Below are 24,118 nucleotides of genomic sequence, written 5' to 3' on the forward strand. Positions count from 1 at the left end.
AAAAGCCTTCTCGTACGACTCCTCCCCCGCTCCTTCGCTCTGAGCCGACTGTCCAGACTGGCTGACTTGCTCATCTCCGATTACTCCAAGGTTCTCACACCCGAAGAGCTGCGCGAATTCCTTGGACTGCATCCAAGCGAATGACGAAGGACGCCCCCTCCTGAAGACGCCGAGGGCAGACTTTAAGAAGAGTTAGGCAGGCAATTCTTTACTTGTCTCTTCTCGGACTTGCCGGGTATGTTGCGACCTCTACCAATTCCATTGAGAGGGCCAACATGATTCACATCAGAGCATTCCCCATACTTGGTGCCATTACAGTCGCCACCCTCACAGCCGGGTGCAGCACAACATCACCGGGTGTCACCTACTACGACGTTTCGACCCTTTCGAAAACAACGTCACAAAAAGATATGAGCGATGTGTTCGTTCTTGATAAAGCCACTCTCAAAGTCTCATTTCCTGCGGGCTCAAAACCCAAGAATCCCGATTCAAAAACCTCATCAGACACAACACCCCAATCAAATAGCGCTGCCGCTTCCGATGGAAATGCTAAAGCGACCAAGCCAGCGGAGGCATCGAAAGCTCAAGTCAAAGTAGAGCTGGAAATATCTGAAGACGCAAGTCGCCGCATTGGTATTGCAGGAACCAATGACTATCGAAAAACAACTATGGTCAACTTGACCAAGCGTGAAAACACTGACATGGTTAAATCGGTTGGAGTAGCGACAACCGAAAACCTGAAGAATAGCATCACCAAAATAGGCGCGCTTCTTACGGGGTTTGTAACAGTTTCAAGTGCAGGCAGCTGTTCAGATACCAGTATCGATATCGATACCAAAGGGAACCCAAATGAAATTTCAGGAACCAGCGGTGGTTCATGCATCAAATACAAAATAGGAAAACTTCCAGGCGATGCAATAAAATCCAGCGACATCCCCTGGGGAACTGAGGTTCCATATTTTTACTACGCCGCATGCAGAAGCGTTGACGTAACGATAAATGTACAGGGGGCGACGAGCGAAACGCTGAAGTTCAAGATGCCAGATCCGCACTTTGTTCAGGCAGTGCAAATACCATTCAAAGGATCCATTCAGAAGCACAGCACTTGTGGCGTGTCCACAGTAACTGAAGGAACCGCTAGTCCAACTGCCTCCATCGAAGCGTTAACCGAACTTATTACACAGATCAACGCCATAAAAGACGCCCGCGATAAAAATTGAGAGCCTACTGAATCGTGTGAGCAACGCGAGTGATCATTGTTTATTTAATTGACACAACAGCCAATCATCAATAGAATAATTCATCAATCAAACAATCGGAGGATTGAATGAGAATGGTGACAATTGAAATGGCTGCTCAAATGATGGGCGTTCCCGTTCAATGGGTGAATGGGATGATCAACAAAGGTGAGATCGAGTTGATCGATGGCGCAACGGGGCAACACATCGATGTGGCAGAAATCAATGTGAACGGCTGGAATGCAAGCCAAGACCTTGATGCAGTGTCCTATGGTCATGTGAACACACTGATGGTCAACCTGGGGCTTCGCACCCTTCACTAAAAAGATCCCTCCCAGGCCTGCATGGCCCTTCAAGCCACCCCAGTAGGGGTGGTTTTTTTTTGGTCGAATTGAGGACTTTGTGAGCAGCTCGGCGTTAGGTGAGGACACCTCTTCGTACCCACAGTACAGACTAGCTGCTTGCCGATCTGGCCTGCTCAACTGCCATCCGTGCAGACGCAGCAGCTTCAAGGTCGAGCATCACCGATGGCGGCGGTGACCAGGCCAGAACACAGTCTGGGTAAAACCCGGTGGGGCCACCATGTTCATTCAGAATGAATGGAATGTTCCCCCTTTTAACCACTCTTCCAAACAACCCTGTGAAGCCTGACTTTAAGACCACAGGAATACCCAAGTGCTTAAGGAATGGGCCAGGATCGCCCGCCACGACCTCGAAATACTCACCGTTGTGTGTTCCTGACCATTTACGACAGGACAAGTAGCAAGCATCTTCTGTTGGTGGATACCCAAGCGTCCACTCCGGGAGACTCAATTTTGGATGATCTTGCATGTTTAGCGCCCGAGTGACCGAGCGAATAGTGACAAAGACGGGTGAGCAGTCATCGGCGGACTTGCCCCCTCCCCCTCGGCCGTTGATTCTGAGACGACGCTTAAATCCGGCGCTGAAATCTCTTGGCGTGTATCGGATGCGACTTGATCGAGCTGCCCAGGTAGTTCGGCATTAGTCGAGGCTTTAGACAGCGGTTTTTTCTTCGATTTCGTGTGCTCTTTCGTCGAGGTGGACATGTTACTTAGTGAAGCATCATGCCCAGCGATCCGAGTTGCACTGGAACTTGATTGTGATTGCAAAAAGGCCAAGCCATGGCCTGCCAGATACCTAAGTCGCTCTGCTCTAGCGCGAATAGGCGTATTAGCAAGTTCCCTGTGCAATTCAGGAGTGGCAGCACCAACGATGGTCACCACCCTAATCTCTTCGATTTCCTGAACTTTCGCCCGGTCCATTACTGAGCACCAGCAAGAGCACCCATGAGCCAGAAACCTGTTGCATTGGCTTGAACTGGGGTCGATGGCATTACCACCTTCAAGCGGCTAAAAGCTTTGGATATGGCATCACGGAAGAATGGAGCGCCCCCCCCCACCATCACCACGATGTCCGGGGAGAGGTTCTCTGTCCGAAGGGACTTTTGGATTGCATCTGCAGTGACCGATGCAAGAGATTCGCTGGCTTTCTGAATGTACCCCTGGAGTTCAACCTTCTCGCCGAGCAAAAGCACGGAAGTTTTCCCCGTGCGCATGGCATTTTCGAGGGTTTCAATCTGTGGGCTCGCACCATGCTCTTCGGCAATCAGCTTAGCCGCCTGTTCGAGGAGAACCGAGGATGCTTTCACACTGGTTCCACTTGACTGCCGCTGCACTTCTCCATTACTGACCAGAACCCAGTCCAGAGAGTAAAAACCTGGATCAATAACGAGCACGCGTGCTTCATCGTCAATCTGCAAACCGACTTTCTCTTTTGAATGAGCCTGCTCATTCATAAAGGCCAGCAGGCCACCAACTGGCTGCGGAATCACCTTTACCGCCTTCACTTCTACAGATCGTTTTTGTGTGATCTTGTGGGTGCCCAAAAAACGCTTTTCGATTTCAGCGACATGTTCACCGTTTTTGAATTGAGAGACAGGCAAGCCCGTCACCAGCATATCCACGCTAGACATCTCACTCAACAAAAGACTGGCGTGAAATAGCGCTTTGTACGTATCAGTTGATGGGTAATCAGCATGCAATGGCCGTTCCCACATCGCAGCACGATCAGATGATACGCCTGCAATGAATGGTGTTTCACCCACAAGTACATGCAGAAAGTCATCCTGCATCTTCCCATCGAATCGTGTTCCAAAGCGATCAGCAGGAGCTGCACCTGCTGGTCGAACAATCGACTTCATTTCCTTGTCTGACTCCCCATAGACCATCTTCAGGTTGGAGTAACCAATGTCAAGACCAATAACTTTTTTTGCAGATGCCACAATCAATCCTTGATGAATGGAAGAACGAATGAATTGTAATGGAGACAATCAACAATTCATGTGTCATCTTCATTTTTTTGTGTACCGCTAGTGCACCGCCAGTGACATGAGGTTTTGCGGCCAATCCTGTTGCACGTGATCGCTTCCAACCTGGGGAACAGCACACTTTCGAGATCCCAAACGGTTCTTCACCACGCCCTCACGTACTCAACCACACCGTACGCATCGACATGGGGTGAGGTACGCAGAATTCGAAGCGGAACTAATAGTTCTACTTGGCAGACAGAACAGAACGTTAACGTTCCACCCTTGATCCCTCTGGAAGAAGCCAAACAGGCTCCATCTGCTAGAATGCACTGAAAACGAAAGCTAGTAGCTCCGCTATGCATGTAGATCGGAACTAATAGTTCTCCCAGAATCCTGCTTCCGGCATCGTAGCTAATATTGCTATTCTGCATGCACAGCGGAACTGAGGGGGAGGTGATCCCTTCTGCGAGGAGGCGGGCCCCAGTTCCGCTATACATGTCAAACGGATACCAGTAAACATTCCGATGGGAAGCAAGAATGAGAGAGCCACGTGAACGATTGATGGATGTACTGGAGGAGTGTCTGCACGATCTGCATAGGCAGGCTGTGGCCATAGTGGATGAACACTGGGCACAAGTGCTGAAGCATGAGCGTGGAGCCAAGTCCTGGGAGGACAAGAGCAGGCTACAGCTCGCCAGTCATCGCAAGGGCAACCACATCCAGCTGAAGTGGATTGGAATCCGTTGGTTTGGCGTAGGCAGCAACCGGAAGTCAGTCAAGGTATCAATCAAGCGTACTGGACGTGACCTATCCTATTCGAAAGCCGCCCTCAATCAATGGGCCCGCGATTGGGAAATCGATATCGTTATGGAAACAGAAGCGAAATTGACTTCCATTCGAAGACAAGCAGCCCACTACGTCAAAGCCATCACTTCCGCCCGATTCGCGAATGCGATTGCAACGAAATCCGATATGCCCGTTGAAGACGAAGAGCCCGGTGACGATTGATTGCGCCCTTCTTCATGTCTTCTGCCCCTCCCCCCCCTCTGGACATCAACCGTTGCCTCCGATTGGGCCTACCGGTAAGTCTTATATTGCGTCCTTACTTGCGGATTCATCCACCTGGAACCAAACGCAAATCGATTTAGACGCCGATCTTGCCGATTTGATGTTTTTTTACTGCTATGACTTCGAAACGGGGTTCCGTTGGTTGGGTCAAGCCACTCACTCTTCGTTTTCCGATCTTTGCATTGAAGTAAGTGCTGAGCCTGATACCTGGGGAGAGCACGTGAAAGACTTAGACCGGGTTGTCTCCACGTCTATTCATGAGCGGGTAACGTTGCAGCTGCTTGATAGCTTCGCGCCTGAGGACCTTGTTCCAACTGAATTGCTTCTTATGCAATCTCTGGCCTGTGTTGCTGCCACAATGGATTGGAGTGAAAGCACACCACATCACCCTGGAATGCACATCATCGCTATTCGCTACGTTGATATGCCACAAAGCCACTTTCACCTTCTACGCCTTTCTCAACGTGAAGTAAAACATAGCGGGCCCATGACGGACAACGAGTTCGTGACGTTTGCTGAAACTGTGGTCGCAGAAGATAAAGATGCCAATCCTAATTGGTTTAAGTAGGAAATTCCTTTACTTATTGCGCAATGGACGGAAAAATGGATGCAAGTAGCTTTGGGGCTCGCTTAAAGTCAGAGATTGACCGCTTGGGCATGGACAACCATCGACTCATGAAATTTACGGGCCTATCCAAAGTCGATTTGGAAAAATTGCTGCAGCGCAAGTCATCTCCTACTAGAGAAATAATGCGAAAACTCGCTAGCATCCCGAACATCAACATGGCTTATATTGAAGCAACGAAATCTGCCGTCAATGTCCCATCAAACAGGTATGAGGCTGCTGCACAGCTATTGACTAACCTGCCGGACGCAACCTTCGAGCCATTTGCATCGGCCCTCACTGCTGTCTATCAACCGTTTGTGGCCCCAATCACTGGTGCATCTACCGCTTCTTCTTACGAACAGAAACCAGGCTATACCTTCGGTATTCGATTGCGCAGTGAGAGAGAAAGACTTGGCTTAAGCCGATCTGAAATCAGTAGAATGTGTGATTTTCCCGGAGGGTCAATGATGAACTGGGAAAATGGTCGCTACTTGCCTAATGGTGAAGCCATGCTCAAGTTCTCTGAGAGAACTGAACTAGACATGGTTTACATCATGTCTGGGGTGCGTACTCTTAAGCTCACAGCTGAGGAGGAGGCACTTATAGAAAGACTTCGGCGAGTACCTCGACCAATCCGCCTTGCCGCGCATGCGCTGGTCGCCAAAGCAGCAGATAGTATTTAAGCGCGGTGGATGGATTTTGGCCTAGCTATCGCTTTTACGGACTGGTTTGCAAGTCAGATGAATGGCTTCAAATCGAGTACGACCAAGCCGTAAGGTTTAACCCCCATCAACCCCCAAAATACCGAAATGTCCGTCATGCCTGTTGCAGCCACATCGCCAACTGCGGATACACAGGAAGCCCCCTTGCTGTGGCATAAACCCCTGGACGCAGTGCGCAAAACCCGGCGTGGGAAAGCCCGTTGATGCCCGCGTAGGCCCCCGCACCCAAAGCGGTCCTCAGGAAGCCGCCTGTACCGTCGTATTCGTCGTCCTTGATGACAGTTTCAGGGGGAAGCCCCAGGTGCATACCAACCGCCCAGGCCCAGGCGGTAGCCTCTGCATCTCCGCACTGGATGGCCGCACGAGATATCGCTGAGTCAGGATCCGCGAAATCCACCTCCCTGAACATTTGCTCCATCGCAGCCGAAAGATCTCCTGTTGCGGCTCCTCTGAATCTCCCCGGCATGACTGCAAGATGTCCCGCCTCGTGAAGGACGTTTGACACACTGGCAGAGGGATCGACCAACAAAACCCCCTGCTCCACCTCAACCAGGTCCAGGAACCCTCTAGCGCCCCTTTTCCAGGCCCATGGCAGGCCGATAGCTCCTAAAAAGGCCAAACAGCGTGCCAGGGGCTCGCCAACGGCCCCACAGGGCTCAATCTCGCCAGCGTCAACCCGCTTCATTTCGCTCAAAACAAATTCCTCATTTGGTCGGACACACGGAGCCCCAAAAGGGACTCAACCTCAGCAACGTCTCCCAGACCGTCGTTTCGCGTTGTTGTGTGGGGATCTGCACCGTCTAAGGCCATTGAGACAGGGAGAGGCCTGGCCGCGCGCCGGAGACGAAGGCTGAGCTACTTTCCGAACGGCGCTGCAGTTGGACCCCTATCCCGCTAACCCGACACTCACACCGGCTCACAGCGAGTGACTTTCAGAAATTTCCACGAAAAAGCAGCCACCTTCGTGCAACTCCGCAATGGGAGCCAATGGAATGTCACTAATTATCAAGCAATGGAGCGTCATTGGTGAATTTTCATGAACCCTAGTGGACAGCATCAAAATCAATTCGAATTCATCAAACTCCACCCTACTTTTTCACTATGGGTAGCTGAATGAAGCACCCCAGGTGGACGCCCTTTCTGTAGTGCGAAGCACTCAAGAATGAAAATGACCCATGATCCGCAACGGCTTTACGATCAAAAACGGTCATGTAATATAAACGAATCGAACAGTCGCATACCGAAGGGCTTCAATGCTGTGGCTCGATCAATGGATGCTACTGGATTCCACGCACCAGTGCGCTATTACTTCGCACCCCGAGCAGTGCCTTCAACCCCTGCCCTTTTTCATTTGACGCGCGGCATGAAGTCTTGGTAACTTCACCTGCACTAGGAGGGGAAGATGTCTACGATTTCACGACGTTTGAAGGCCGTTGTGCTACTGTGTGCGAGTGCTATGTTGACAGGCAACGCACATGCGTTTATCGGCGCCTTTGTCTACGCAAAAGTCAAAACAGAATCAGAAATTATTGCCGGCCTCGACGAGAAAACGCGAAATCTCATTGAGGGGCTTCCCGCAAATTTGCGCGCTGAAGCCATCAAAGCACTCCAAGAGGCCCAACCCCTGATTGACAAAAGTGTGGCCAAGTACCTCGATGACGTGGATACACGCATAGCAAACCGTATCGATCAGGCAGGTTGTGTGGGCGTGGTTACCGCAGAAATCATCGTGGAGAAAATCAAAGGGCCGTGGGGCGAGAAAACCCCGATCACCACACTGAAACGGGACTACGACTCCAGAAAGCACTTTGACCCCAGAAACGTAGAAAACCTCGCGTTGACCTACGCCGATTTGGTTGGCTCTATCGTTCGCACAGGTTGCGGTGTCTACGACACCAAAGCCAAGGCCGTCATCAGTGAATTTCGCAGCGAAGTTGGGCAGAAGATGGATATGTGGCACCAGATCCGTAACTACTGCAAAACCCCTGACGAGTGCCTTGTGATACGCTATTCGGATGTAAGGAACCTCATAGCGAACAGTGAGCAAAGGGACCTTGATTTCACAAATGCTCGCACCGCCTTTGAGAAAGTAAAAGGCGTACCTGTATCCAAAGTTCGAAGAGGGTTCTTTGGCGGTCAATCTCTCGACTGGACGATCGATGAAGGTGAGCTGGTCAAACTCTACGTGATTGACCGAAGCATTGAGAATGCCCGCGCCTTGAGATCGCAGAACGCCAAGCTCTACGCAAGGGACGCGGGTATTTCGCTTGCAAAGGCGGAAGAATCACTCGCCCTGGCCACGTCAAAGCTACATCCCAGCATCAAAGCCCAGAACGACGAAGCCTCCAAAGTGGCCGACGCTACTGTTGCGTTTCGCGCGGGCGTCGTAGACAACGCCAATGCAGCTATCGCATCGCACGCGGACCAGAAATCCGAGGGTGACCGAATTTTGGCCAGATTCGCCCAGATTGAGAGGGATGCAGCTTCCGTGAAGGCCAAAGCCAAGGCCTACAACGATGCCATCGATGCCAAGGCCGAGCAAGAGCGCGCGCGCATAGCTGAGCAGCACAGATTGGAGAAGCTTGAACGGAGGAGCCCTAAGTAGCTCCCTGTTTGCTGGGGAAAGTGCTCTGATGAGGACGAGAAAAGTGTTCGGCGTTCTCTGATCGCTGCGCCCTTTCCATCACATCAATAAACCACCTGGAGGGAAACCAAGATGAAAGCTACCTGGCGCAAAGCCCTTTCAACGCTCATGTGCGCGGCACCTATCCTGTTAGGTACGGGCAATGCCAACGCGTTCGGCGCATTCTTCTACGCAAAGGTGAAAACTGAATCAGAGGTGATCGCCGGTTTAGACGAGCCGACACGCCAGCTCATCCAGTCCATGCCTGCAAATATCAGGGTCGAGGCAGTGAAAGCCCTGGCCGAGGCCCAGCCGATGATCGACAAGAGTGTTGCCAAGTACCTTGAAGACCTGGACACACGCATGGCGGACCGGATCGATCAGATTGGCTGCGTGCTCTCGAACACTGCCACAGACGCCATTGAGAAACTCAAGGGACCATGGGGGGATAAAGCCCCAGTGAGCACCCTGAAGAACGACTACGACACCCGAAAGTATTTCGACCCCAAGAAGGTCGAGAACCTGGCGATCAACTACGTGGATTTTGTCGCTGCATTGGCCAAAGCAGGATGTGGCGTATACGACCCTCAAGCCAAAGCCATCGTCACTGACCTTCGCAAGATTGTCAGGCAGCGGATGCTGATGTGGCAGCAAATCCGCGATTACTGCACCTCTCCCAGCGAGTGCCTGGAAAAGCGATACGCCTACACGCGCCAATTGATAGAAAACGCTGACCCAAGAGACCTGACATTTACCGGAGCCAAGTCGGCATTCGAGGAGGTAAATGGCAAGCCAGTGTCAAAAGTCGGCTCTGGCTTCTTCTCGGATCGCTCGCTCAAATGGACATTGGACGAAAACGAGCTGGTCAAGCTGTACGTGATCGATCGAAGTCTCGATGCCTCGCAATCCCTGCGCGCGCAAAACTCGAAGCTGTACATGCGCGACGCCAGTCTGGCATTGGCAAAAGCTGAGCAAGCCCTCGCGGTAGCCAAGCCCAAACTGAGTTCAACATCGACTGCGGACAACGATGCTGCGATCAAGAGCGCGGACGAGGCCCTCTCATACCGCAAAGAAGTCACAGATAACGCCACGGCGGCTGTGAACGCCCATGACTCGCAAAAGGTTGATGGAGCCCGTGTGCTTGCTCGTATGGGGCAGATCGTGGCTGATTCCATTGGGATCAAAGAATCCGCACAACGTTTCAAAGAACTCATCGCCAGGGCTGCAGCCGAAAAACACCGGTTAGAGTTGGAGAACAAGGTCGAATGCAAGGGCAAGAACGGCTGCGTCGGCGGCACCATCTCTCGCTGACACATCGAAGCGGGATACCTCACTTGTGAATTGACGAAGCAAAGGCCTGTCCATCGCACAGGGACCCGCCTTTGCTAAGGCCTTGATTTTGATTGTGATTTCGGAAATCGCGCCGCCAAATAGCCCCTGACTTGCTTTCCAAATCCCTGGGCGAAATCCGTCAGGTCAGCAGCTCAACCCGGTCCTTCTTCAACCGGTAGAGCATCACATTTATCCCCAAACGGTCAAAGGCCTCCTGCAGGCCATCTGGCAATGCCGTGTCTGCTGGAAGTACAACGGTGCGCACACATGCATCATCTGGCGCGTGCACCGAGAGCTGCCCTATGGCGGTGTACAGGTCACCACGGGATGTCCCAGACTTCACCTCCCAGACCTCTACGAGGCGGCCTTTGACCTTGACTCCCAGATCAATCAGACGGTCTTTTGTCAGAGAGCCCCCTCGCGGCATTCTTCGAGTCTCGGAAACCCACGTGGCCAGCGCGTCCACCACATCGCCGTGCCTCGACACGTAGTCGATGACCCGCGCCTTGGAAAACCCCCTCCGCCGCCCGCTGCTCTCGCGAAAGTAGGCCTGCAGCCTGGCAATCCGCCTTTTAACCTCGGGGCGTTCCATTACCCCTTCCCTCGCGGCCTCCTTGAACTCAACGATGCGCTGTACGTACGTGAGAGCCGACCGTGTAGCCCAGCGCCCCTCGACTGGCATGACCATCACACCATCGCGTGAGCCCCCAGACGAATCCACAACCTGGTGTATGTCCACTTCCGACCATGCCAGGAAGGTCACCTTGCCGACGCCTTTGGTTCCGCCCCCCACTCGCCCGGAATGAAACAGGTAGACGCGGCCGGTGTCCACGTGTCGCGCGAAGAAACCACTAATGGTATCGTGACGGCCCTCAAAGGGCACATTGATCTCCACGGCGATTTGCACCCCAGGGCCCTCACCGTGGCGACCGAACCAGTTCAAGCACTGCGGTATTCGGTTGTCTGGGCGAGGCTCGGGGAAAAACCACCAGCCGTCGCTGGCGTGAACCGTCTTCGAGGACATGCGCCCACCCTGCCAACCAATGTCCTTAACCAGTCGGCTGGAAAACTCACTGCGGATCGTTGCTTCAAGAGTCTTTTGGGCCTTTGCAATCTCGGCCTTGGATTCGAGGTAGACGTACAAGGGGACTCCTTGGGTTGGTCGGTTTCTGGGCGGTCCACCGGGGCTTACTCTGTTTCGAGCTTGGCCCCCGGAGCACTAAAACCTCACCGCTTTTTGAGACCCCGCGCGCAATCCACAAAGCTGCGAAGGGGATCAGAAATACCAGTGAGCCCCACCGTGACGACTTCGCCACCCGGTGGAGATATCCGCAGCGTCTTTTTCTCTCTCAGAAGCGACAGAAAGATGGCCGTCGCCGCCACCGGCAGATCGGAATCCAGAACCTGCCCATCACCGTAGGCATCGAGCTGCAGGGGTTTCTGGTCGTCGAAATCCAGTGTGGCCATGTGCTTGCTGTTGGCCTTGTAGCCCCAGCGCGTGTCGTAGAGGGTGATGTTGAGCTGCTCACGGTTGCCCAGGGCCTTTATCGAGATGTTCCGCGCGCCAGATTTCATGTTGTCGGCCGCAGACAGCGCGCAAACCGGTGTCCCACGGTTGGTGACCCCCTTGCTGAACTCCCAGGGGGTAAAGCCCGAGGCACTGTTCACCTTCCCTCCGGATGGCGCACTTGGTGGGGCTTTGAACTCGCTGTTGTGAACACGGCTGGTGCGTACGGCACCGTCGTCGAGGCTCTTGATCTTCAAAGTGATGAAGCCGTCCCCTCCTGCGCTCCAGCAGCCGGTGCCGTATGGGGTCACCTTCCCACCGGTTTCCATGCGTGCGATCGCGCCCATGTCATTGCGCCCGGTGCACTCGGGAAGGGTTGCAGGGTCGTCGTACAGCTCGAAAATGACTTTGCCCCCGGCCTTGGGGATGGTGGCAACCGAGGAGAGCCCCGCGTGGGTGGCACCGGCTGCGGTGATGAGCCAGGCGGCCAGGAATGGGGTAAGGGTGAAGCGCATGCTCTGGTGGGGGGCAGTTGATTGCCTCCATCATAGGAGCCCCCTCCTCCCGCTTCGACCAGCGCAGGGGGCTTTCGTGAACCTATTCACGCGCGACGCCAGCGAATAGGCCGATTGGGTGAGGCATTGGGGGCGATTAGGGTTTCTTCTCGTCCGTTCCCCAATGCAACCCATTGATTCGCAAGCGATGTTGAGCGCTTCGTTTGGGGTTCTCTGGAGGTGAATTGGGGATTGGGGCACGTGAGCCCCTAGAAAATGCACGTCTCTTTTTGCGTGCGATTTACCGGGTTAGCGTTTCATCGATCCCAATGAAATCAACAACTTAGCATTTTGCTCAAAAAATGAGCATCTCTTTATTCGTGCGAAACACCCGGTTAGCAAAAATGGGATGACACAGGGATACCACGCGCATGTTGCATATCACGCGCACGGTTGATAACATGGGCGTGTTATGAATCATGCGCGTGATACACGCTAGCAGATATGCCCAACCTGAACCTAACCAATGAGAGCGAAGCCACAGAGATCGCCATCCTCAAGGCCGCGTCGTCCTATGGACTTAAGCAGGCATGGGGGTATCAGGCCGGCATTCCAGGTTACCCAGACTACGTGTTGAGCGATGAGCAGGATGCCAAATATGTGGCTGAGGCAAAAGTCGTAAGGGATGGCCGAACTGATCGTGTGATCGCCCAGCTGAGCGTGGCGATCATCCAGTCCAGCCACTATGCCAAGAATATTCTTCACTCACAGCCCCTGGCCATCGTGTACGTGTCGAATGTGGTCCCCACAATGCTCCGTGGGGTCAGGGATTTCGTTGACCAATACGCGGCAGATGCAAACGTGGCCATCGTCACAGACGAGGGCGCAAGTCTTTTCCGGCTCAACGGAGTTTGGCAGCAAGACTCGGCGATGGACTCGCTGATGTTCGAGGCGAACGAACGGCGCTTCCTCGGCCTGAGCAAGGCGAGTGCTTCCCCCTTCAACCCCTTCTCCGATCTCAACCAGTGGATGCTGAAGGTACTCCTAGCGCGTGAAATCAGCCCTGATTTGCTCAAGGCACCTCGCGACCCCATCTACTCGGGAGCTGACCTTGCTCGCGCTGCAGATGCCTCCGCCATGAGCGCGAATCGACTGATTCAATACCTCAAGAAAGAGAGATTCCTGGCGGATGGCGCCACAGGCCTCACGCTGGGGAGGCGGGAGGAATTCTTCAGCCTATGGCGCTCAGCGTCGATGGCCTCACCCGCTGAATACAAGATGCGCTTTCGTGCTCGCGTGGCCACGGCAGGCCAGTTCGCGGTCTTGCTGAAAGAGCTTGGCGACAAAGCATGCCTGGGACTCTTTTCAGCGGCCGATCACCTGGGAATGGGACATGTAAGCGGCGTGCCCCCGTACATCTACATGCACAAGCTCCCCGCACTAGGAGCGAAGAACCCCGAATGGGAAAAGACCAGCGTGTGCACGCAGGGCCAAACCCCGGACTTCTTCGTTCGACGGGCCCTGGCGCCCATCTCCACTTTCCGAGGCGCGGTAGAGCGCGATGGCCAGCTGTGCGCCGATGTGATCCAGGTATGGCTCGATGTGGTCAACCACCCCTCTCGGGGCGCCGAGCAGGCCGAACACATCTACCGCACGGTGCTGCAACCACTTGTGGAGGCACGCTGATGAACGACCTTGAAGCATTCGCAAAGCTCGTCCAGGCGCTTGATCCGTGGCGCGCGCAGATGATTTTCATCGGAGGTTGGGGACACAGGCTGCACACCCTTCATCCGGACGCCCAAAAACAGGCCTTCGAGCCGGTGTTTACTCGCGATACGGACCTCGCGTTTGCCAATCGGGCGCCGCTGGAAGGCGACATCAAAGCCGCGCTGGCGGCCCATGGCTTCAAAGAGGATTTTTCTGGAACCTCCAAACCCCCTGCAGCGCACTACACGCTTGGCAATGAGCAAAACGGGTTCTACGCCGAGTTCCTAACCCCTCTGGTGGGGAGCCCCTACAAACGCAACGGCGAGCCGGATGCCACAACGTCTGTGGCCGGGATCTCCGCGCACAAGATCGCACACTTGGGCGTGCTGCTGGAAGACCCATGGATCGTGACTGTGGGCCCGGAGGTCGGCGTTCCCCTCGATCAACCGGTGGACCTGCAGGTAGCCAACCCGTTGTGCTTCATGGTCCAGAAGTTCCTCATCCTCAAGGACCGCAAGAAGAACAAGCGCCAGCAGGATCTGCTGTACGTGCATGACACCCTTATGCTCTTCGGCCACATGCTGCCGACGTTCAAGCAGACGTGGGGCTCTATCGTGAAACCCCGCCTTCACCCGCGCGAGGTGGCCACCGTTGAGCGCGAGATCCAGGAAGCGTTTTCTGAGGTCACCGATGACATCCAGGCAGCGAGCAAGATCCCGAGCGACCGCGATATCGACCCTGAAGACTTCTTGGCCACGTGCCAGTATTCATTCCAGACAATTCTGGAACCCTGAGCCCCAGACGTCCATACCAGAGGACCCACAAGATGAAATTGAGCCCCGAGCAGATGGCCATCGGCCGACAGCGCTTCCTTGAGGAGCATCCCCAGGTCAAGGCCCAGGTACTTGCGGTCCCTCAAGCTGTGGCCGACGCCTTGGGTGTCGAGCTGGCAGAAATTCGCCAATCGGACACTGACAAGGCCATCGCGGAGAAGGCAAAACAGGCGGGAGAGGACGCCCATGACTATTTCCTGCGCTACGCGCTGGACAGCGAGGAAGAACGCCAGATTTTCATTCAGGCCCGCCGTGACCAGGCAAGGCGGGCCATGGGCTTGGAGTGGGATGACACGACAGAGAAATGAAAAAATGACCACCCATAACCGGTGACCATACCTCATGGAAACGTTGTCCAGACACGCTATGGAGCCGATTTCCATGGTTCTGATATTCGGCGTTTTCGGTTGCAATACAGCCACATAGAGCACCAATGCACCCCGAAATTGACGACGAGTTCATGAGCATCCTCTGCGCGCTTGCAGGCTCAGGCGTAGAGATGGCTTTTGAGCGGCGCGGCGAAGGCACCACCACCTACCCGCTCCATGGCGAGGTGGTGGCCGTGGACGAAAGTGCCGGCACGATTCAAATCCTGCGCACCCGCACTCACGCTGGCGAAGTCCACACGATGGGGCTCCGCTACTTCCTGACCGCCACAGCGCCCGACTGCGATCCCCTGATCAACACACTCGCGAGGGCCCGACTTCAGGCCGACCTGCAAAAAGGGATCGCCCGTGAAGCAGCCCGTGAAACGGCAATTGAACAGGTCAAAGCCAGCGCGGGATCGATTCACATCCACAGCCTGACGCAATCCAGATACCAAGGCAACGCCACCGGAAGCATGGCTGGTTACCCTTCGAACAGGTACGTCTTCGCGGACAAAGTGGACCCCACCCGAACAGCCGGAATCATTGCCCGATCCATGGCAGATGCGACGCAGTTCATGGCATCCCAGGACCTTTTCATGAGCCTGGACGATTCGCTGGAGCTGGCAATCAAAGGACACGTACTGTGGCCCGCAGGAATAGCCTATGCCACGGTACAAAATCCTGAGGCCTGGAGAGCCCCATGGCAGGAGATATTCAAGGTCCTCGATGGACTCACCGCCCGAGCGCTGACGTTCTACCTTCAGAAAATACGAAGGGGCTCCCACTCAATCTCCGACACCGAGACCATCGGGAATGCCGCCATTCAGAGCCTCACGGCTCGCGGGCTTCTCCAGATCGAGGGGCGCCCCGCTTCCTATGAAGAGACCGTCAAGCGGATACCCGTTGTGGGGCTCAAGGAGCTTCTTCGGATTGCAGGTGCGAAATCAAAGCTGCCTACGCGGCTGCTCCTTGAAGCTGAAGTGCTCTCCGTCATGACGAACGATCTTCACGAGAAAGCGCTGCAACTCATGAGAGCCCCCAAAACGGTTGTAAGGGCCCCCTGCGGTCTGTCGAACGACGAGTTCGCACATGCAATCAAAGAGATGCGGGATTCGATTTTCATCATGCGCCAGTGGCTCCGCTCGACTTACGAGCTGGAGCGCGAGGACGAGTTGAGAGCACTCGCGGCCAGGATGTAGCGCGGGATGGGCGGTGAGCCCCGGCCCAGTCTCAGAAACTGTTGGAGCCAGTCTCATCAATTGTTGGAACGACGCGGCGACAGTCTCAGCAATCCGTGTTGCGCCTCACAGCCAGTCTCATCAATTGTTGTGATGGCGCGGGCGCTGGACCAGGTGTTCACGGTGCTGCAGCCCTGTTCGCCTTGCCGTTCCGGCACCATGCACACGGCGCTGGTGTTCATGACCGGCGTACCGTCGTTCACGAACAGTGGCATGGGCTGGTGCAGAACTACATCCCCTGGGGCGATGACGCCAGTTGGGGCAGGACCTGCGTCTCAAAAAGCTCAATGGGCGTTTTGCCTGAAAGCATCGTGTTCTCTGAATCCAGCTCGGCCAACTTCTCCGTGTAGCCGCCTACACCAGTGATCACGTAGGCTGCTGAGCCCCCATCGAACACACCCACTCGCCCGGGGAACTCCTCCATCCGCTTGAGCATGAGAGGGTTCCGAACCTGCAGGTACCTCCGAACGGAGAATCCGTGCCCCTGGCTCATCCTGACAAGCGGTGAAGCAATGTCTTCATCCTTCCATCGATAAGGAATGAGTTGCTTTTGCAGGATGAGTGGCGGAACGGCCTGCTCCATGGCCTTGTCGCCGTAGCTCTGTGCGCTGGCTGTGGTGTCTACGGCCAGGAACGGCGGCGCTACAACAAGAGCATGGGGGGCAACGAAATTTCCGGTGTCGAGGGCAAAGAAGAATCGCTTTTCGAGCGAGACACTGGGCGGAAAAGTCACCGTCATGGTCGCCTTCGCGCTGAAATTCCAGACGCCCAACTCGTCCAGCATGCGGGACAGAACACCGGAGGCAGTCACACACAGCCCGTGGCGGCCGTCTGCCTTGACCGCAGCACTGACCACCCTGGCCGCCACTTCAATCTTGCGCTGGGCGGTCTGCAGATCGGCATCGGAATAGGCCCGAACCTCCACGTAACGCGCATAGTCATCAAGAATCTCTGGTCGTACCCGCTCCACTGCGAGGAATGCAGCGCTGTCATGAAAGCCTGGCTTCGAAAAATCGATACCAAGTTCCTTGAAATGCCCCTCAAGCCGCGCCTGCTCTTTTGGATTGGTCAGAGGCCACCCCGCAGGGGTCGCATTCATGGCTTGGCCCGTGCTGGCCCCCGTGTTGCCCTGGGCCAACTTGCGGCGCCGTGCTTCTCCCATTTTTTTCTCCCGTTCCGTGTCGTTCGAAGGAACAATGATTGTCGTCGCTGGGGCTCAGCAACCCCTCGACAAGCGATAGACCTCATCACGAAAATCTCACAGAGGGCAATCACATGAGCGTGACCTACAAGACCATCGATGGATCCGACTGGCAGTGGGCTGAGACCTACGTCTATGCCGCTGCTACCTATGTGGTGGCGTGCCCGCCTGATCGGCGCGTGCAAGTTGGAATGGGCGTAAAAGCCTTTGGGGAGCCCCTAGGGGAAAAGGTCCGCTTCTCCGGCGAGAAGGAAATCACCGTGATTGGGGCTGGCCAACTGCACTTCCGGGTGGACGATGGACTCGGCCCCTGCCGTGTCGGGTTTTGTCAGAAGTCGAATCGGCCGGTGAGTTGGACTTGGACTTTCTAGTGCCATTGAGGTCTGCGAGGAGAAAACAGTGAAAAGCTGGCTACACAGAACTGACGCCGTGGGCGCCGAAGACCTGGAGGCGATGGCCCGGGAAGCTGGCCTGCTTGCGGCGGATGAAAAATTGAGCCCCCAGCTCCTGGCCTATACCCAGGCTGTTGTCGAGCAGTGCGCATCCATCGCCGATGCCTACGCACCCAACGACACCGAAGAGAATGCTGCGGACCACATTCGGGCCATGCTCCCATCCTGACGCCTGCGACGAGGCTTCATTGGCGACGGTTCGAACGGGACTATTTGGTCGTGGACAATGACATCGGAAAGTGAGATAAGACCTCGCACTCGCCCTGACATAGACGCGCCAATTGCTCCTCAGGCTCACCGCCGCCTGTCACGGCCCATCACCCATCCCAAGACAACAGGACGCAGAGCGATGAGCGCGAAGATCTACGACGCAGAAATGCAGTACCTCCTGATAGAGGAATGCAAATCCCTCGGTCTGGATGCGCAAGGCCGCGTTGCCTGGATCGACGACGCCCTGATGGGCCCATCAGGGGAGAGTCTCACCCCACTGCTGGTATATGGCCTTGTAGTCCCTGCCTACCGATACTCAACGCGGCTACTGGTGGATCCCAGATTTCCCCTGGCGATCGGCGAGTACCTATCACACGCCTGGGCAAAGCCCCAAACGCTTGGCATGCCTCTGCGGCTCGAAGTGAGGCCAGTGCTTATGGGTGCGGACAAGGGCTTTTCTCAATGGGCCAAGAGTCTCGGGGTTGAGTGCGTCGTAGCACAAAACCTCAAATCCATCGGTGCGTTTTCCACTTCAGTCAAGGATGTAGGTTTCGCCGCCATGGAGTGGAGGCGGGAAGATCTCAGCGGCGTGCCACACCCGCTGGCCGACGCGAACGCCTCACTGCGAGACCACGACACCACCATGCTGAGATGGATGATCGAGGGGTTCAATATGAGTGACTTGGAACTCGATCACTTCAGAGCCTGGCTCAACAGAGGTCAAAGATTCTTTGATCGGCCTGTTGCCCCCGCAATGGACTGGGATATCGATGCTTTGCCGCGCAGCCCCGAGCCCCAGAACCGACACAGGCAGGAAGAGTTGAACGAGCCTATGTGGCTGGAAGAACCCATTGAAGGGCTCAAAGAACTAATCAGCATGTGGCCCACTGGAAAGAAGCAGTTCTGCAAGGAAACGGGCGTGAGCGTTTCGGCGCTGAACAGGTGGATGTCTTGTAATGGGCCCATTGAGGAGTCCCAGTTTGAAGACCTTCGAACCGCCATCCATCTGGATGAGGATGAAGAGTTTGACTACAGCATCTACTTAGCAGGTGGGTGCCTCTTGATCGCCGACACCCCTAAGAACGTCATTGCCGTCTATGACGAACTCTCAGACGGTGGCGACCTGATGTACTCGTTTGAGGCCCAGAGCACCAGCACAGATTTCAATGGCTTCCGCGTCCTGGTCTTTGAGTCCTTCTCCAACAGTCCCACCATCATCCTCTTCAAGCGCGGCGAAAAAGCTGAAGCGGTACTCAACCGCAACGACCTCATCAATTTTCAGGGACCAGTGCATGTTCCACCAGAGATAGCGGCCTATCTGGAGACGATGATTGTCCATGCTGATCACGGCAAGTATGGCCACGTGGGGTGCGGCCTTAGAGAACTTTTTGGTGAGTGGCTGGATGACCAGGCAGACTCCCAAAACGGCATCACAGACTTTGCCCGTGAAGATGAAGATGCCGAGGATGAAACGGCCCGTCTAGTGCTTTCCTTGATGGTTTCCCGGGACTGGGCTCAGGAGTGCAACATCCTTGCTCAAGTGAAAGATGCATTGAATTCCAGATTGCCTGCACAGGCCATCGCATCCATGATCGAGAACGCATTTGCGGAGGGCTTCCGCATCGGTGGCAGTAGGCAATAGCCTGCTCAGCCCTGAGCGGTATCTGTCAGCGTTGACAGCGCCGTCTTGAAGGCTCTCCAGGCATCGGCTGCTACGCCAGTGTCACCCCCAGCTTTCATCCACTTCGCCCTCTCTCGGCGATCAAGACCGTTCCACCAGGACATGCCTTCCTCGCCATCCGTATCCTGGGTGGAGGGCGAATCACTGCGCTGCACAACGGCTTGCAGCTTCTCTTGGGCGTATTTGGCATGGGCCGTGGTGACCGTCCGCGCATTCTCGACAGCCCCGTGGATGCTATGGCGTGGCCCGCCCTGTTTCTGTGCCTCAAGGTATGGGGCTCGCCTCACATGCCAGCCAATGAACAGGCGAATCTTTTCCCGGGTCAAAGCAGAGCCCCTGCGCTGTGCGTCGGCGGCGAGGATCTTGTCGATGCCGATTGTGAGCGGCACGAAAACACCGGGTCCAAAAAGGTTTGGCCACAGAGTTGCTATCTCGCGGGCGACGGCTGTATCTGAGGCCTTGATGGCCCCAAGGTCGTTTGCACCTGTTGTCACGGTATTCACATTCATGGTGGGGTGGTTTGAGCTATTGAGGTGCAGCCTTGGATGCACCGACGACGTACTGTTTCTTGTCGGGGGCATCCCCGGCGAGCTTGTGCGCGTTGACCAGGACAGGAGGAATCAGCACCGGGCGGGTCTGCTGCAGCCCTTTTCCGAACCGCTGATTGAACCTGACGAAGCCGCGACGGTAGTGGGGCTTCACGCCATGCCGCCCATGAGAGAGGGATAGACCCAATCCCCCCGAGTCAACCGTCTCGGGCCCCACATGAATTGCATCCACGCTCGCGTTGAGTCGCTGATAGTGCTCCTTGCGACGCTTTTTGCGGTTGAGGGCCGCGAGAGCTGCCGCCGCCTCGGTGTGCTCGTTCTTACGCAGCACCCGCGCATCCCGCGAATTCATGTAGAGCATAACCCCGGCATAGAGGTCCAAAGCCTGCTTCAGCACACCATCATCAAGATCCATTTGACTGTGAAGGTCGGCCAGCGTGGACGATTCCCCAACTGCCACATTGAGGGTGGCCACCTCCACCAGGAACGGGTTTGATCCATCTGCAGGGCCGCTGGTAATGAAAGCGTCGAGCTGTAGGCGCTGCACGCCCGCCTCCTCCCACCGCTGAACCAGCACCCCGTCGATGCGGAACACCTCATCTTCTTCGTCAACGTCGCTTGTGTCGAGATAGGCCTCGGCAGGAACCCGGAACACCAGGTACATGACATCAAAGCCCCCCTGCAGGAATTGCGATGGGCAGTCCTCGCCGATATCGGTGTTTTGAAGGATGTCCACAAGCCCCGGCGTCACCTGAACGATGGCCCCACCTGCCAGCTTGAACTGCGCAGCCAATGCATGCGCTCGCTCCGGGAGCAACGCTAGGGCATAGGCATCCAGTGCCCAGGGCAGATCGTCAGGGACTCCCTGCCAGAACCGCACCATGTCTTTTTTCATGAGCGCGATCGGATCGCCAGGACGGCTCCAAGACTCCTTGAACGCTTGCCAGACTTGGGGCTGATAGTGCTTGCCCAGCGAGGTCATCACGCCGTACTTGTCGATGACAAGGATGAATGGCAACTTCTCAACCCCGGTGAGGTCAACATCAACCTCTGGGTCATCCCAATCCAGAGTTTGAATCAAGCAAGAGGCATCGCCTATGCCGGCAACACCGATCTTGACCATGGCGCCATCCAGGCCGACCGTATGCCCCGGATAGTCGTTGGCCCCAATCGGCGAGGCAAGCTCCGGCATGGTCACGTTCTGAATGCCTTGCGCGCGGCAGAAGTCAGCAATGATTTCCGCGTCCACTTCCAGCGAATTGCCAGAGCGTGGAATCCGCAGTGACTGCACCAGGATGTTCGCGCGGGACCAGATGGAAATCAGCAACTGGTCCATGTAGGGCAGACTATTCGGGATCAGCTTGGTGATTCTCGCTGAGGCGCCCTTGAGGTCTTCGCCAAGCTGGAATTTCAGGCGGCCTTGCACCACGTTGCTGATCACCTGCTCGTTCACCATGCGGCGAGCAAACTCATTCGCAGCGGGCGCTGAGAGGCACTCGGGGTGGATGTAGGTCTCGCCGTCGAACTCGTTTGCGGCCTCGGCCAGCAAACGGGTCATTGCGGGGGCCAGGGCCTTGTGGTCGAAGCCAGGGCACCAGATCTCCTCGTTGAACAGATCCGCCAGCGGCTCGTTTGTGCCAGTGACCACCGTTCCCCACAGGATATGGGCCAGGCCTGACTTGTCACCGGACGAGGCGCGTTCTTGGGCTTCAACGGCCCTTTCCGCAAAATCCTGGACTTCGTACAGCCGCCTCAGGTCTCCACGCGCCGCAGCTTCGGTTATTGTGATGCGTGTCGGGCCACCGAAGGCCAGTGGCGGCAAGCACATGGGCTTGGGGCCCCAATCAACCCCGAAGCCTCCGGCCTCGGCGCATTTGGTACGAAACGACTTGGCGATGGCGTCAGCGATCACCAAGTCCGCATCGAGCCGCACGAACATCAAACAGACCAACCACGCGAGCCCATGCTGGTAGCCCTCGGGGATTCTCGCGGCCAACCTGCCGCCATCGAGTCGGCTCACCACCACTGCTCGCGTGCCCACGGCGCCCAGGTGGCGGGCTATGGTGCGGTCATCAACCCTCTGCAGACTGTTCTCAATGGCGACAACGCGTGCCCAGTCCTTGTGGATCTGCGCATCAACAATGGCCTCCTGCACCAACATGCGCACGTCTCCGCCGTTGTTGATCTCCCGGGCAAGCTTTGCTGCCTCAGGGTTTGAAATGTGAGCTGCAAGACCTTGCGCACGAGGCGGTCGGTTGATCATGAAATTCCCTCCAAAATCGCACCTGATACCCCTTGCGGGGCTCAAAGACGCGCAAACATGCAAGCCCCCAAGGGATCCCTCAGCGGAGCCCCCTGCGGCCCGATATGGCGCTGCTGCCAGCCCTGCGCCTTCACCGAGGCCATCAGCTGCGCGTTGTAGACGTTCTCAAACTCGATGTGGCTGAGCGGGGGCTCCAGAGCCTTCAACCGCGCCAATAGCGCCCCCAGGAACCCCCTTCCCCGGAACTGTCTAGCCATGGTCACGTCGGCAATCACCAGCCCACGTCCCGCAAGTTGGTCAGGAGCCCAGGAGCGTGCGTACCGCGCCCTGACGGCGTTCGGTGCCAGGCATCGGTAGTACATCGTCAGATGATCATCAAGGAAGTGCTTGGAGCGCATTGGGAAGGCGCTCTCCCCTGTCTGGGAAAACGTCACCTCGATCTCTCCAACCACCCGATCGACTAGCTGCTCGCGCCAGGACTGGAAATCAAGTTCGCAGGCGGGAGTCATACTGCCAGCGGCGTTCTTTGAAGGCTTTGATGGCGCCCTTGGCCATCGCGGGGTGCCGGGGGTTGATCAGGACGTTGTATTCCTCGGGCACGATGGCCGAAGGCACCTGCAGCAGCGCCGAGGAGCCAGACTTCAGCCATTGGTCGCCGTAATCCAAGGTCACCATGCCCGGGGGCACCACATCCCAGCCCACCGGCAGCGTGGCAGGGTCTGCAATGGTGCGCTTTTTCCAGACATCCTTGGAGACCTCAATCCGCACCAGGATGCGATTCAAGGGCAGCATCGAGGCATTGAAGTGCACCAGAGTCTCCATTGCCGCCAAAGACACATTGGAGGCCGTGTAGAGCACCGGGGTGCCGGGACGATTCCAGCGGCCACCGGAAATCTCCGCTCCCTTGCCGGAGAGGCTGTCAGCTGTGAAGGTAGGTTCGTCGGATGCGATGCGCCAAAGATTCACCGTCATGCATAGGCCCCGCTGCGGATCTGGTCCAGCAGCTGGGAGACCAATGCCTGGCCCACCGCCGTATCCATGTACTCCGATGGCTTGCGCCCGCCCAGGGCGGGGAGCCCCTGCTCCATCCAGTTGGCCAGCCACGCAGCAGCATCGAACCCTTCAGGGTTGCCTGCGTCGTTCACCATAGCCTGTACCTGACCAATGAGACGGGACATGCCGATGACTTTCTCTGAGTCGTCGGTGGAGAGCAGCTTGGAAGTCGCGGTTTTGTTCCGCACAGTGGATGAGGCAAGCCCCAGGCGGTCTGCCATGCCTTCTTTGGGCAGTCCCATCTCGGACGACAACAGGCTCAGCATCTTTGGGGAGACGCCCGCTTTGGTGGCCTCCACAAGCGAGAACATTGAAGAGGAATACACATCCTGGAAATCCAGTAGGTGGCGCTGTTGAGAGTCAATAAAACGGTTGTTTGATTTGATCCACTCGTCAAGCTGATCATCAGCACGGAAGGTTGTAAGCGAGACCTTGCGTAGCTTGTTCATCTCGAAACTGATGCTGTCTTTGACGACAGCCGCAGCTTTCACCGTTTTCACCCTGAACCCTCCGGTATCCAGTGCTTTGACCAGGACTACATGAGTTTTCGTCGCTTCAGCATCGCTTTTCGTTTTAGAGGATGACTTCTTGGGTTTGGCGTGGGATGACTGGTGCAGAGTGGCCATAGAGCGCTCCTTTTAGCG

Annotated in this window: 24 protein-coding genes; 14 read left to right on the top strand and 10 right to left on the bottom strand. The window is 55.9% G+C overall.

Annotated elements, in window-relative coordinates:
- The first annotated feature begins 275 nt into the window (after positions 1-275).
- Entirely contained in the window at positions 276-1,220 is a 945-nt protein-coding gene (locus ACODSU_RS07115; RefSeq protein ID WP_488841121.1) for a hypothetical protein, read from the top strand.
- Positions 1,221-1,333: 113 nt separating this feature from the next.
- Entirely contained in the window at positions 1,334-1,561 is a 228-nt protein-coding gene (locus tag ACODSU_RS07120) for a hypothetical protein (RefSeq protein ID WP_488841123.1), read from the top strand.
- 959 nt (positions 1,562-2,520) lie between these two features.
- On the opposite strand, the gene ACODSU_RS07125 is transcribed toward ACODSU_RS07120, so the two are convergent.
- Complete coding sequence (locus ACODSU_RS07125; protein WP_488841125.1) at positions 2,521-3,540, bottom strand: ParM/StbA family protein; 1,020 nt, start codon at positions 3,538-3,540, stop codon at positions 2,521-2,523.
- 564 nt (positions 3,541-4,104) lie between these two features.
- On the opposite strand from ACODSU_RS07125, the gene mobI reads away from it, so the two are divergent.
- From mobI to ACODSU_RS07150, 5 genes are all read left to right on the top strand, one after another.
- Positions 4,105-4,575, top strand: coding sequence for a conjugative transfer protein MobI(A/C) (gene mobI, locus ACODSU_RS07130; RefSeq protein WP_488841127.1), 471 nt, complete (start codon positions 4,105-4,107; stop codon positions 4,573-4,575).
- Positions 4,565-5,203: a hypothetical protein gene (locus ACODSU_RS07135; RefSeq protein WP_488841129.1), complete on the top strand. Its 639-nt coding sequence runs from the start codon at positions 4,565-4,567 to the stop codon at positions 5,201-5,203. The genes mobI and ACODSU_RS07135 overlap by 11 nt, the downstream gene beginning before the upstream one ends.
- A 23-nt stretch (positions 5,204-5,226) precedes the next feature.
- Positions 5,227-5,925 carry a helix-turn-helix domain-containing protein gene (locus ACODSU_RS07140; RefSeq protein WP_488841131.1) on the top strand — a complete coding sequence of 233 codons (699 nt, stop codon included), beginning with the start codon at positions 5,227-5,229 and terminating at the stop codon, positions 5,923-5,925.
- A gap of 1,441 nt (positions 5,926-7,366) precedes the next feature.
- On the top strand, positions 7,367-8,569 hold the full coding sequence (locus ACODSU_RS07145) for a hypothetical protein (protein WP_488841133.1): 1,203 nt from the start codon (positions 7,367-7,369) through the stop codon (positions 8,567-8,569).
- Positions 8,570-8,680: 111 nt separating this feature from the next.
- Positions 8,681-9,898, top strand: a complete 1,218-nt coding sequence (locus tag ACODSU_RS07150; protein WP_488841135.1) for a hypothetical protein — start codon at positions 8,681-8,683, stop codon at positions 9,896-9,898.
- Between the two features lie 160 nt (positions 9,899-10,058).
- Here the strand turns inward: ACODSU_RS07150 and ACODSU_RS07155 are convergent, their stop codons facing one another.
- A complete protein-coding gene (locus ACODSU_RS07155) occupies positions 10,059-11,063 on the bottom strand; it encodes a hypothetical protein (protein WP_488841137.1) in 1,005 nt (334 codons plus the stop codon).
- An 83-nt stretch (positions 11,064-11,146) separates the two neighbouring features.
- Positions 11,147-11,941 (bottom strand): hypothetical protein, encoded by a 795-nt coding sequence (locus ACODSU_RS07160; protein WP_488841139.1) that lies wholly within the window; start codon positions 11,939-11,941, stop codon positions 11,147-11,149.
- A 483-nt stretch (positions 11,942-12,424) separates the two neighbouring features.
- Between ACODSU_RS07160 and ACODSU_RS07165 the strand changes: the two genes are divergently transcribed.
- From ACODSU_RS07165 to ACODSU_RS07180, 4 genes are all read left to right on the top strand, one after another.
- Positions 12,425-13,606, top strand: a complete 1,182-nt coding sequence (locus tag ACODSU_RS07165) for a hypothetical protein (protein ID WP_488841141.1) — start codon at positions 12,425-12,427, stop codon at positions 13,604-13,606.
- Positions 13,606-14,421 (top strand): GSU2403 family nucleotidyltransferase fold protein, encoded by an 816-nt coding sequence (locus ACODSU_RS07170; protein WP_488841143.1) that lies wholly within the window; start codon positions 13,606-13,608, stop codon positions 14,419-14,421. Before ACODSU_RS07165 ends, ACODSU_RS07170 begins: the two co-directional genes overlap by 1 nt.
- Before the next feature lie 32 nt (positions 14,422-14,453).
- Positions 14,454-14,768: a DUF6388 family protein gene (locus tag ACODSU_RS07175; protein ID WP_488841145.1), complete on the top strand. Its 315-nt coding sequence runs from the start codon at positions 14,454-14,456 to the stop codon at positions 14,766-14,768.
- 125 nt (positions 14,769-14,893) lie between these two features.
- Positions 14,894-16,027 carry a hypothetical protein gene (locus tag ACODSU_RS07180; RefSeq protein WP_488841147.1) on the top strand — a complete coding sequence of 378 codons (1,134 nt, stop codon included), beginning with the start codon at positions 14,894-14,896 and terminating at the stop codon, positions 16,025-16,027.
- Between the two features lie 56 nt (positions 16,028-16,083).
- Here the strand turns inward: ACODSU_RS07180 and ACODSU_RS07185 are convergent, their stop codons facing one another.
- Both ACODSU_RS07185 and ACODSU_RS07190 read right to left on the bottom strand, forming a co-directional pair.
- Positions 16,084-16,281 (bottom strand): hypothetical protein, encoded by a 198-nt coding sequence (locus tag ACODSU_RS07185; protein WP_488841149.1) that lies wholly within the window; start codon positions 16,279-16,281, stop codon positions 16,084-16,086.
- Positions 16,282-16,295: 14 nt separating this feature from the next.
- Positions 16,296-17,165 (bottom strand): hypothetical protein, encoded by an 870-nt coding sequence (locus ACODSU_RS07190; RefSeq protein ID WP_488841151.1) that lies wholly within the window; start codon positions 17,163-17,165, stop codon positions 16,296-16,298.
- Positions 17,166-17,341: 176 nt separating this feature from the next.
- On the opposite strand from ACODSU_RS07190, the gene ACODSU_RS07195 reads away from it, so the two are divergent.
- The 3 genes from ACODSU_RS07195 (at position 17,342) to ACODSU_RS07205 (ending at position 19,571) form a co-directional block, all read left to right on the top strand.
- The gene (locus tag ACODSU_RS07195; protein WP_488841153.1) at positions 17,342-17,638 is read left to right on the top strand and encodes a hypothetical protein; all 297 of its coding nucleotides are present in this window, start codon (positions 17,342-17,344) and stop codon (positions 17,636-17,638) included.
- A gap of 58 nt (positions 17,639-17,696) precedes the next feature.
- Complete coding sequence (locus ACODSU_RS07200; RefSeq protein ID WP_488841155.1) at positions 17,697-17,888, top strand: hypothetical protein; 192 nt, start codon at positions 17,697-17,699, stop codon at positions 17,886-17,888.
- A 180-nt stretch (positions 17,889-18,068) separates the two neighbouring features.
- Positions 18,069-19,571: a hypothetical protein gene (locus ACODSU_RS07205; protein WP_488841157.1), complete on the top strand. Its 1,503-nt coding sequence runs from the start codon at positions 18,069-18,071 to the stop codon at positions 19,569-19,571.
- A gap of 5 nt (positions 19,572-19,576) precedes the next feature.
- Here the strand turns inward: ACODSU_RS07205 and ACODSU_RS07210 are convergent, their stop codons facing one another.
- The 5 genes from ACODSU_RS07210 to ACODSU_RS07230 are packed head-to-tail and all read right to left on the bottom strand — an operon-like array spanning position 19,577 to position 24,100.
- Positions 19,577-20,119, bottom strand: a complete 543-nt coding sequence (locus tag ACODSU_RS07210; protein WP_488841159.1) for a ProQ/FINO family protein — start codon at positions 20,117-20,119, stop codon at positions 19,577-19,579.
- Positions 20,120-20,135: 16 nt separating this feature from the next.
- Positions 20,136-22,421, bottom strand: coding sequence for an AcrVA2 family anti-CRISPR protein (locus ACODSU_RS07215; RefSeq protein WP_488841161.1), 2,286 nt, complete (start codon positions 22,419-22,421; stop codon positions 20,136-20,138).
- 41 nt (positions 22,422-22,462) lie between these two features.
- The gene (locus ACODSU_RS07220; RefSeq protein WP_488841163.1) at positions 22,463-22,930 is read right to left on the bottom strand and encodes a hypothetical protein; all 468 of its coding nucleotides are present in this window, start codon (positions 22,928-22,930) and stop codon (positions 22,463-22,465) included.
- Positions 22,908-23,393 carry an RES family NAD+ phosphorylase gene (locus ACODSU_RS07225; RefSeq protein WP_488841165.1) on the bottom strand — a complete coding sequence of 162 codons (486 nt, stop codon included), beginning with the start codon at positions 23,391-23,393 and terminating at the stop codon, positions 22,908-22,910. The genes ACODSU_RS07220 and ACODSU_RS07225 overlap by 23 nt, the downstream gene beginning before the upstream one ends.
- Positions 23,390-24,100: an antitoxin Xre/MbcA/ParS toxin-binding domain-containing protein gene (locus ACODSU_RS07230; RefSeq protein ID WP_488841167.1), complete on the bottom strand. Its 711-nt coding sequence runs from the start codon at positions 24,098-24,100 to the stop codon at positions 23,390-23,392. Before ACODSU_RS07230 ends, ACODSU_RS07225 begins: the two co-directional genes overlap by 4 nt.
- Positions 24,101-24,118: the final 18 nt, after the last annotated feature.

This window comes from Acidovorax sp. FG48 (assembly GCF_057809085.1).